General features: G+C 71.1%; 9 protein-coding genes. 2 read left to right on the top strand and 7 right to left on the bottom strand.

Annotated features, from left to right (window positions below):
- Window positions 1-271: 271 nt before the first annotated feature.
- Both glnII and glnA read right to left on the bottom strand, forming a co-directional pair.
- On the bottom strand, window positions 272-1,345 hold the full coding sequence (glnII, locus tag ND748_RS18620; RefSeq protein WP_308205660.1) for a glutamine synthetase GlnII: 1,074 nt from the start codon (window positions 1,343-1,345) through the stop codon (window positions 272-274).
- Between the two features lie 447 nt (window positions 1,346-1,792).
- Window positions 1,793-3,217 carry a type I glutamate--ammonia ligase gene (glnA, locus tag ND748_RS18615; protein ID WP_251747197.1) on the bottom strand — a complete coding sequence of 475 codons (1,425 nt, stop codon included), beginning with the start codon at window positions 3,215-3,217 and terminating at the stop codon, window positions 1,793-1,795.
- Window positions 3,218-3,399: 182 nt separating this feature from the next.
- Between glnA and ND748_RS18610 the strand changes: the two genes are divergently transcribed.
- A complete protein-coding gene (locus ND748_RS18610) occupies window positions 3,400-3,879 on the top strand; it encodes an RDD family protein (protein WP_251747195.1) in 480 nt (159 codons plus the stop codon).
- Window positions 3,880-3,976: 97 nt separating this feature from the next.
- Here the strand turns inward: ND748_RS18610 and ND748_RS18605 are convergent, their stop codons facing one another.
- From ND748_RS18605 to ND748_RS18585, 5 genes are all read right to left on the bottom strand, one after another.
- Window positions 3,977-4,810: a DUF4191 domain-containing protein gene (locus ND748_RS18605; RefSeq protein ID WP_251747193.1), complete on the bottom strand. Its 834-nt coding sequence runs from the start codon at window positions 4,808-4,810 to the stop codon at window positions 3,977-3,979.
- A gap of 140 nt (window positions 4,811-4,950) precedes the next feature.
- The gene (locus ND748_RS18600; RefSeq protein WP_251747191.1) at window positions 4,951-5,289 is read right to left on the bottom strand and encodes a hypothetical protein; all 339 of its coding nucleotides are present in this window, start codon (window positions 5,287-5,289) and stop codon (window positions 4,951-4,953) included.
- A gap of 135 nt (window positions 5,290-5,424) precedes the next feature.
- Window positions 5,425-6,411 (bottom strand): lipoyl synthase, encoded by a 987-nt coding sequence (lipA, locus tag ND748_RS18595; RefSeq protein ID WP_251747189.1) that lies wholly within the window; start codon window positions 6,409-6,411, stop codon window positions 5,425-5,427.
- Entirely contained in the window at window positions 6,408-7,133 is a 726-nt protein-coding gene (gene lipB, locus ND748_RS18590) for a lipoyl(octanoyl) transferase LipB (RefSeq protein ID WP_251747187.1), read from the bottom strand. Before lipB ends, lipA begins: the two co-directional genes overlap by 4 nt.
- A 5-nt stretch (window positions 7,134-7,138) precedes the next feature.
- A complete protein-coding gene (locus ND748_RS18585) occupies window positions 7,139-7,873 on the bottom strand; it encodes a peptidase E (protein ID WP_251747204.1) in 735 nt (244 codons plus the stop codon).
- Between the two features lie 372 nt (window positions 7,874-8,245).
- Between ND748_RS18585 and ND748_RS18580 the strand changes: the two genes are divergently transcribed.
- Window positions 8,246-8,836: protein kinase (locus ND748_RS18580; protein ID WP_374215970.1), on the top strand; the 591-nt coding region annotated here is incomplete at its 3' end.

Here is an 8,836-nt window from a genome sequence, read left to right as displayed (position 1 = left end):
GAGTACCGGCGGCTGGCGACGCGGGCCGAGGCGGTCGTCGCGGACGTCTTCGCGCGGGAGCGGACCGCCGAGTTCGGCTGAGCCCGCCGCCCGACTCGGAACGCCGAACGGCCGGCAGCCCGAGGGAAGCCTCGGACGGCCGGCCTGTCGCCTGCCACCTCACGCCGCGCGGTGCGCACCGTTGCGGGAACCGGGGGATCGGGGCGCCGACGCTCCCCCGCGCGAGCGCCCCGGCCATGACGCGATGTCTGCCCAGCCGTGTCGGCCAGGCTCAGACGCTCACCTCGGCGGGCGCCGCAGTGGTCTGCGACGGCACGAACAGGGTCGGCTTGTCGCCGGCCAGGGCGCTGCAGCAGGTGTCGACGATGAGCGCGGTGACCAGGTACGGGTCCATGTTCGCGTTCGGTCGACGGTCCTCCAGCCAGCCCTTCTTGGCCTTCTCGACGGCCCAGGGAATGCGGACCGAGGCGCCGCGGTCCGACGCGCCCCAGGAGTACTTGTTCCAGGGGGCGGTCTCGTGCTTGCCGGTCAACCGGTCCTGGATGCCGCTGCCGTAGTGGGTGACGTGCTCCATGACGCGGGTGCCGAGCGCCTCGCAGCACGCGACGATGGCGTCCCAGCCCTCCATCGTCTGCTTGGTGGAGAAGTTGGTGTGCGCGCCCGCACCGTTCCAGTCACCGGGGATCGGCTTCGCGGCGAAGGACACCTCGACGCCGTAGTCCTCGGCGATGCGGTGGAGCAGCCAGCGGCCCAGCCAGATCTGGTCGCCGATGGCGGGCGCCGGCAGGACGCCGATCTGGAACTCCCACTGGCCCATCATGACCTCGGCGTTGGTGCCCTCGATGGCGAGGCCGGCGTCGAGGCACGCCTGGGTGTGCCGCTCGACGATCTCGCGGCCGGGCATCTTCGAGCCGCCGACGCCGCAGTAGTAAGGACCCTGCGGCGCGGGGTACCCGACCTCCGGCCAGCCGTACGGGCGGCCGTCCTTGAAGAAGGTGTACTCCTGTTCGATGCCGAACATCGGCGACATGTCGGCGTACTTCTCGGCGACGGCGCGGGTGGCCGCCCGGGTGTTCGTCGGGTGGGGCGTGAAGTCGGTCAGCTCGACCTCGCACAGCACCAGGATGTTGTCGCCACCCCGGATCGGGTCGGGCGTGACGAAGACGGGACGCAGCACGCAGTCCGAGTTCGAGCCCGGCGCCTGGTTGGTGCTCGAGCCGTCGAAGCCCCAGATCTCCGGGTCCTTGCCCTTCTTGATGATGCGGGTCTTGCTGCGCATCAGGGGCTCCGGCTCGGTGCCGTCGATCCAGATGTATTCGGCCTGAATGGATTCGGCCTTGCTCACTCAATACTCCCCGTGGTTGGTCCTGCACGGAACGGAGCGACTTCGTGATCGGCCTGGGGGAGGCCGACCCAGGCCGCGGTGGACGGGAGGGTTCGGTCGGAGCTTCGTCGGGCCCCGTTACCGCCCCGTTCCGTGATTGTTAATTCTTCATCTCTGGTGCGTCACAGAAGGTATTGACGGCCGGACCAGGGCATTGGTTCACCGAAGCCGTTCGGCCGGCCGTCCCAAGGTGGTGGGCGTCGATTTTTCCGGTCCCGCCCCGACAGCACGGAGTATTTTGCTCGGCGGGTGCCGGCGACCACGCGGGAGGCCCCGCCGGGCCGCCGCTGAACGGGGCCTGGAGACGGCCGGCGGATATCTCCGCCGGCTCTCGACCGGTGCGCGCGCCGCCCCGGCCGCGCGGCCGGGTTTCTCGACCCGGCCGTGCGGCGGACGCGACGCTGTCGGTCAGATGTCGTAGTAGAGGGTGAACTCGTACGGGTGCGGCCGGAGCCGGATGGCGTCGACCTCGTTGAGCCGCTTGTACTCCAGCCAAGTCTCGATCAGATCGGTGGTGAAGACGTCGCCCTCGCGGAGGAAATCGTTGTCCTCCTCAAGGGCGTCGAGCACCTTCTCCAGCGAGCCGGGAACCTGCGGAACCGCGGCCAGCTCATCCGGCGGGAGCTCGTAGAGGTCCTTGTCGATCGGGTCCGGCGGGTCAATCTTGTTGCGGATGCCGTCCAGCCCGGCCATGAGCATGGCGGCGAAGGCCAGATACGGGTTGCAGCTCGGGTCCGGGACGCGGAACTCGACCCTCTTCGCCTTGGGCGAGTCGCCGCCGAGCGGGATGCGGCAGCACGCGGAGCGGTTCCGCGCCGAGTAGACGAGGTTGACCGGTGCCTCGTAGCCGGGGACCAGTCGGCGATAGGAGTTCGTGGTCGGGTTGGTGAACGCCAGCAGCGCCGGCGCGTGGTGCAGCAGGCCGCCGATGTAGTAGCGCGCCGTGTCCGACAGGCCACCGTAGCCGTTGGGGCTGTAGAACAGCGGCTCGCCGTCCTTCCACAGGCTGGAGTGCACGTGCATGCCCGAGCCGTTGTCCTCGAACAGGGGCTTCGGCATGAAGGTGACGGTCTTGCCCCGGCTGCGGGCGACGTTGCGGATGACGTACTTGTAGAGCATCAGGTTGTCCGCGGTCTTCAACAGCGTGTCGTAGCGGATGTCGATCTCTGCCTGCCCGGCGGTGCCGACCTCATGGTGCTGCATCTCGACGGTGATGCCGGTCTCGTAGAGGACCCGGGTCATCTCCGAGCGGAGGTCCGTGAAGTGGTCGGTCGGCGGGACCGGGAAATAGCCGCCCTTGAATCGGGGCTTGTAACCGAGGTTGCCGCCCTCTTCCTTCCGGGCGGTGTTCCAGGCGGCCTCGACCGAGTCGACCTGGTGCATCGACCCGTAGGGGTTGTAGTCGTAGCGGACGTCGTCGAAGATGTAGAACTCCGCCTCCGGCCCGAAATAGGCTGTGTCGGCGATGCCGGTACCACGCAGGTACGTCTCCGCCTTCTTGGCGATGTTCCGCGGGTCCCGAGAGTACTGCTCCTTCGTGATCGGATCGTGGATGAAGAATGTCATCGCGAGGGTCTTGTGTTCACGGAAAGGGTCCACGAAGGCGGTCTGCGGGTCCGGCAGCAACAGCATGTCGGACTCGTGGATGGCCTGGAAACCTCGAATTGAGGAGCCGTCGAACATCAACCCGTCGGTGAAGACCGACTCGGCGAAGACCTGCGTCGGAATAGTGAAGTGCTGCATGATTCCGGGCAGATCACAGAATCGTACATCGATGAACTGCACGTCCTCATCGCGAATATAACGGAGCACGTCCTCGGCTTTTGTGAACATTCGACCTCCAGCGTCCCGTCACGCTCATCACGCCTGTAGGTTACGGCATGTCGATGTGTCTTCGGTCATGCCTCGGCGGACCCGCGACATCACGAAGTCGTTTCGTTTGTGTTACAGCAGCGCACTTTATCACCCTTGGTGAACCGTTGGGTGCAGCTCGGTGCGGCGGATAAGCTTGCGTCGTGGGACGAGCACTTGGAGGCTGGCTCGAAGGGCCTGGTCTGCCCCGGGACTCCCCGCCGGGCGTCCGGCTGGGGCTGCCGGCGGAGGGCCGCGGCTCGGTCGTGGGCTTCGGGCCGCGGCTGGGTGCCTACCTCATCGACGCGGTCGTGGCGAACCTGATCGTCGGCGTGCTGTACGTGGCCGGGCTCGGTTCCGCCGGCGACGTCCGCGGCCTGGCGATCTACCTGGTGTTCCTGCTGGAGGAGTTCATTCTCGTCAGCACCGGCGGCCAGACGATCGGCATGCGGTTGTTGGGCATGCGGGTGATCCGGCTGCGTGACCGCGGCCGGCAGTCCTGGCCCTGGATCGGGGTGCGCACCCTGCTGCTGGCCCTGCTGGTGCCCGTGCTCATCTGGGACCGCGACCAGCGCGGCCTACATGACCGTGCGGCCGGGACCGTGGTCGTGCGGGACCCACCTCGCGCGGACCCGGTCACCTAGAGCCGAACCAGGGCCGGGCCGGCGGCGGGGTGGGTGCGGCCGCGACCCGGCCCGGGTATCGGGGTCGGGTCGCGCGGCTGACGGGTCCTGGCGCGGGTCAGCGAAGGCGGCCACCCCGGGGCACGTTGCGGGGGATCGGACCCTTCGGGATCGGCAGGGCCGCGCCGCCCAAGGCGCGCAGCCGGCGGTCGAGGGCGTCGACCTCCCCGCGGCGCAGGGTCCGGCGCAGCCGCATCAGCGTGCCCTGAAGCTTCGGCAACGGCGTCTCGCCCTCGCCGGTGCCGACGATGATGTCGGTCACCGGGGTGTCGCCGACGACCTTGCGGATGCGGCGCTTCTCCGCGACGAGCAGCTCCCTCGGCCCGCGGCCGCGGCCCTCCGCGATGATGACCACGCCGGCGCGGGAGACGACTCGGTGCACAACGTCCTGGTGGCGGTTCACGCCGACCGCGGGAGTGATCCGCCAGTCGCCGCGCATCCGGTCGACCACGCCGGCGGCGGCTCCGGGCTTGCCCTCCATCTCCGCGTAGGCGGTGCGCTGGACGCGGCGGCTGAACACGTTCAGGGCGACCACGACGCCGAGCAGGATGGCGAGGGGGATCCACACATAGAGCGGCCCGACGAAGATGCCGAGCAGAACGCCGATCACGAGCGGGACGAAGAGGGCCGCCAGGGTGAACCAGAGCACCTGCGGATCGCGCTGGCGAGTGATCTTGAAGACCACCCGCAACTGCGCGAGACGGGCCGCGAAACCGGTCCCCTCCGCGGCGCCGCCCGCGCCCGCACCGCCGCTGCGGCCCGCACCGCCACCGCGGCCCGAACCACCGCCCCGGCTACCGTCGTTCTTCCCGCCCGCTGCCGCATTCCTGCCCGCCGCCGCCGCGGGGGTCGACGATCCCGCGGTGTCCCTCGGCTGCTTCCTCAGTGCCATGACCGCGAGCCTACGGCCTGGCCGCTCGCCACAGCGCGGCCGGCGCGTCCACCGGGATCATCCGTTGCGATACCCCCGAGCGGTCCACGGGATTGCGCGACCCAGCCGGCCGGCGGGGCGGCGGCCGGCAGGGTCGGGAATCAGCTCTGGGCAGCGACCATCCGCGGCAGCCCGCGGACGGCCGCGCCGATGCGGGCGGTGGTCGCGCCGCCGCCCAGGCCGGCCAGACGAGAGATCCGTGCGGCGCCCTCGGCGCCCGGGATGCTCGCGCGCGCGTCGGGTCCGGGCGCGGCCCGAGCCACCGACACGGGCGCCACCGACACCGGCGCCACCGACACGGGGTCGACCCATCGGTAACCGGATGTGACGTGCAGGTCGGCGGCTGCGCGCCAGGCGTTGCGTCGCGCGGTCTTCTGCCCGCCATGCGGCAGCACGAGCAGAGTCGCTTCTTCGAAGACGCTGAGCAGTGAACGGAGCACGATGGGAACGACCTCCCGGCACGGTCGTGGGCGCACACCTCGATGATGGGCCAGGCAGAGACCCCCCTCGTGACAAGGGGGTGACGCTACGATGAGTAGCCTAGCTCGTCCGAGGGAACCCCACCAGCGTGCCCGTCACTGCGTGTGAGAGGTTTCCAGCACACTTTCGGGGAGTTCGGGCATCACGGTGTGGCCCTCGCCACGAGCCGTGATCGCCTGCTGGTAGAGCCGACCGGCCCGATAGGACGAGCGCACGAGCGGCCCGGACATGACGCCGGAGAAGCCCATCTCGGCGCCGACGCGCTCCCAGTCGAGGAACTCCTCGGGGCGCACCCAACGCTCCACCGGGTGGTGGCGAGGCGTGGGCCGCAGATACTGGGTGACGGTGAGTAGTTCGCAGCCGGCGGCGCGCAGGTCCCGCATGGCCTCGTGGATCTCCTCGCCGGTCTCGCCGAGGCCGAGGATCAGGTTCGACTTCGTGACCAGCCCGGCCGCGCGGGCCTGCCGTAGCACGTCGAGGGAGCGCTCGTAGCGGAACGCCGGCCGGATCCGCTTGAAGATCCGCGGTACCGTCTCGAGGTTGTGGGCGAGGACCTCGGGAGCGGTGCCGAAGACCTCGTCGAGCTGCTCGGCCCGCCCGCCGAAGTCAGGAATGAGCACCTCGACCCCGGTATCGGCAGCCAGCGCGTGGATCTGGCGGACGGTCTCCGCATACAGCCAGGAGCCTCCGTCGGCCAGGTCGTCGCGGGCGACGCCGGTGACGGTCGTGTAGCGCAGCCCCATCGTGCGTACGGACTCCGCCACCCGCCGCGGCTCGTCCCGGTCCAGCGGGGTGGGCCGGCCCGAGTCGATCTGGCAGAAGTCGCACCGCCGGGTGCAGACGTCCCCGCCGATCAGGAAGGTCGCCTCCCGGTCTTCCCAGCATTCGTAGATGTTCGGGCAGCCGGCCTCTTCGCACACCGTGTGCAGCCCGGCGGCCCGCACCAGCCCCTTGAGGTCGGAGTACTCCGGGCCGGTGCGCATCCGGGTGCGGATCCACGGCGGCTTGCGCTCGATCGGCGTCTGCGCGTTGCGCGCCTCCAGGCGCAGCAGGGGGCGTCCCTCGGGGGCGACCGCGCTCATCCGACCAGCTCCATCCGCTCGGTTCCGGGCTTCGGCTGCGCCGGGGACACCGGGGGCGGGTCGGCCGCCTCGACCCGCGCGGTGACGCGATCGCCGAGGTTGCGCCCGCCGAGGTAGCGGGCGAGCACCGCCAGGGTGTGCCGCTCGACGACCGGCCGGGCCTCGGCGACGGTCACCGCCCGGCCGAGTTCCGCGGACAGGCTCGTCACCCCGGCGTCGGAGATGCCACAGGGGACGATCTGCCCGAAGGCGCCCAGGTCCGACGAGCAGGTCAGCGCAAAGCCGTGGGTGGTCACCGCCTGCCGGACCCGCACGCCGATCGCGGCGACCTTGCGACGGCCGTCCATCGTCCAGACGCCGCTGCGGCCCTCGACCCGGCGGGTCGCCAGCCCGAACTCGGCGCAGGAGTCGATGAGGGCCTCCTCGAGGGCGCGCACGTAGGCGACGACGTCCAGGGGGCGAGGCAGCTTGACGATCGGGTAGCCGACGAGCTGCCCCGGGCCGTGCCAGGTAATCTTGCCGCCGCGGTCGACGTCGACGACCTCGGTACCGTCCAGCGGCCGTTCGAAGGGCTGCGTACGCCGGCCCGCGGTGTAGACGCTGGGGTGCTCCACCAGGATGACGGTGTCGTCCACCTCGTCGGCGACGCGGGCCTCGGCGAGGGATCGTTGCATGTCCCACGCTTCGCGGTAGGGGACCACGGAAAGCCTCAGAACATCCACGCCATTTAGCCTACGCCCGCGCCGGGGAGCAGACGGGGCACGACCGGGGTCTCGACGGCAGCGCCGTCGGGGCCGCGTTCGACCCGCCAGGCGTGCACGCCTGGCCGGTCGGCGACGGCCTCCACCAGGTCGGTGCCGCGAAAGTGCAGCCCGACACCGTCGTCGGTCGCCCAGCCGGCCGGCAGCGTCCCGTCGGCGACGAGCCGCTGGTACAGCGGGCGGCGGCCCGGCTCGGAGTTGTAGTGCGGCGTGTTGCTGAACGGCAGCAGGCCCAGCCCGTTCGTGACCGGCCGCAGGTCCGGCCCGAACGAGTCGGTGGTGCCGCCGACATGCCAGCACAGGGAGCCGGCCGAGACACCGCCGAGGACGACGCCGGCCTCCCACGCCTCGCGCAGGATCTCGCCCAGCCCGTGCGTCGCCCAGACCGCGAGGAGGTTCGCCACGCTGCCCCCGCCGACCCAGATCACGTCCTGGGCCAGCAGATGGCCGCGGATGTCCGGGATGTTCGGCATGGGGAACAGCGCCAGGTGCGAGACCCGCACGTCGGGCCGGTCGCGGTTGAACGCGGCGTAGCCACGGGCGTAGGCGCTCTGGTCGTCGCCCAGCGCGGTCTGCAGCAGGCAGACCCGGGGCCGCGGGCCGGCCCCGGCCAGGTCGATCGCGTGGGTCAGGATCGGCCCGACCTTCGCGCCGTACCGGCCGTCGGGAAGGAAACCGCCGCTGGTGGCGAGGATCTGCACTCCGGTCTCCCGCTGGCTCGTCGGTCGGGCGCACTGCCGTCCGGACCCGGTCGGAGGATTGTCCGCCATCCGCGCATCCGCTCCGCCGCGGGGGCCGAACATCGCCGCCAGGTTTCCGGTCGTGTCCGGCAGGTCCGCCGCGCAGTCCCGCCCGGCGTCGGCCCGCACCCGCCGTGACCAGGCAGGTCCCAACTCGGACCGGTGCGGGGGAGGCGGCCGCCGCAGAAGTGATCGTAAAAAGTTATCCACAACCGGACGAAGAACAATGCAGACCCACCCTGATTGAGCCTAGCGTCGCTACCTGTGACCTTCACCGACGATTCCGCGGACAGGCCGGCGCGGCGCGTCGGCGGGGTACCCGAGGTGCCGGGGGTGAGCGTGCGTTCCCGGCTGCGGGACGCAGGCTCCGGCGAGCTCTGGGCGGGTCAGTTCGACCAGTCCGGGATCGAGTGCGTCGTGCGCCGGGTGCGTCTGGCTCCCGACCCGGTGCTGCGTTCGGCGGCGGTCGCCGCGGCCCGGGCGTTGGCGGAGCTGGAGCACCCGCACCTCAGTCCGGTCGTGGCGGTGCTGCCCACGGCGGAGGGGCTGGCGCTGATCACCGAGCCGGTCGTCGGCGCGATCAGCCTCGCCCGGCTGTTGGCGCTGCGCGGCGAGCTGGATCCGGGCGAGGTCGTCACCGTCGGCCTGCCGGTCGCGCAGGCGCTGGCCGCCGCGCACGCGGTCGGCATCGTGCACGGCCGGCTCGAGCGGGACGACGTCCTGCTGGAGCCGAACGGGCGCCCGGTCCTGACCGGCCTCGGGGTCGCCGCACTGGCCGACGCGGCCAGGGCCGATCCCGTCCCACCCGAGGCGGCCTCGGCGGACGTGCACGACCTCGCCGACCTGCTGCTGGGGGCGATGCGGGAGGCGACGGGCCCGGATGCCGCCGCGGTCGCGGTGGCCGTCGCGACCGCCATGATCGAC

The sequence above is a fragment of the Frankia sp. AiPs1 genome, from assembly GCF_023716945.1.
Classification (GTDB): Bacteria; Actinomycetota; Actinomycetes; order Frankiales; family Frankiaceae; genus Frankia.
This window is presented reverse-complemented; position numbering and strand designations above follow the sequence as displayed.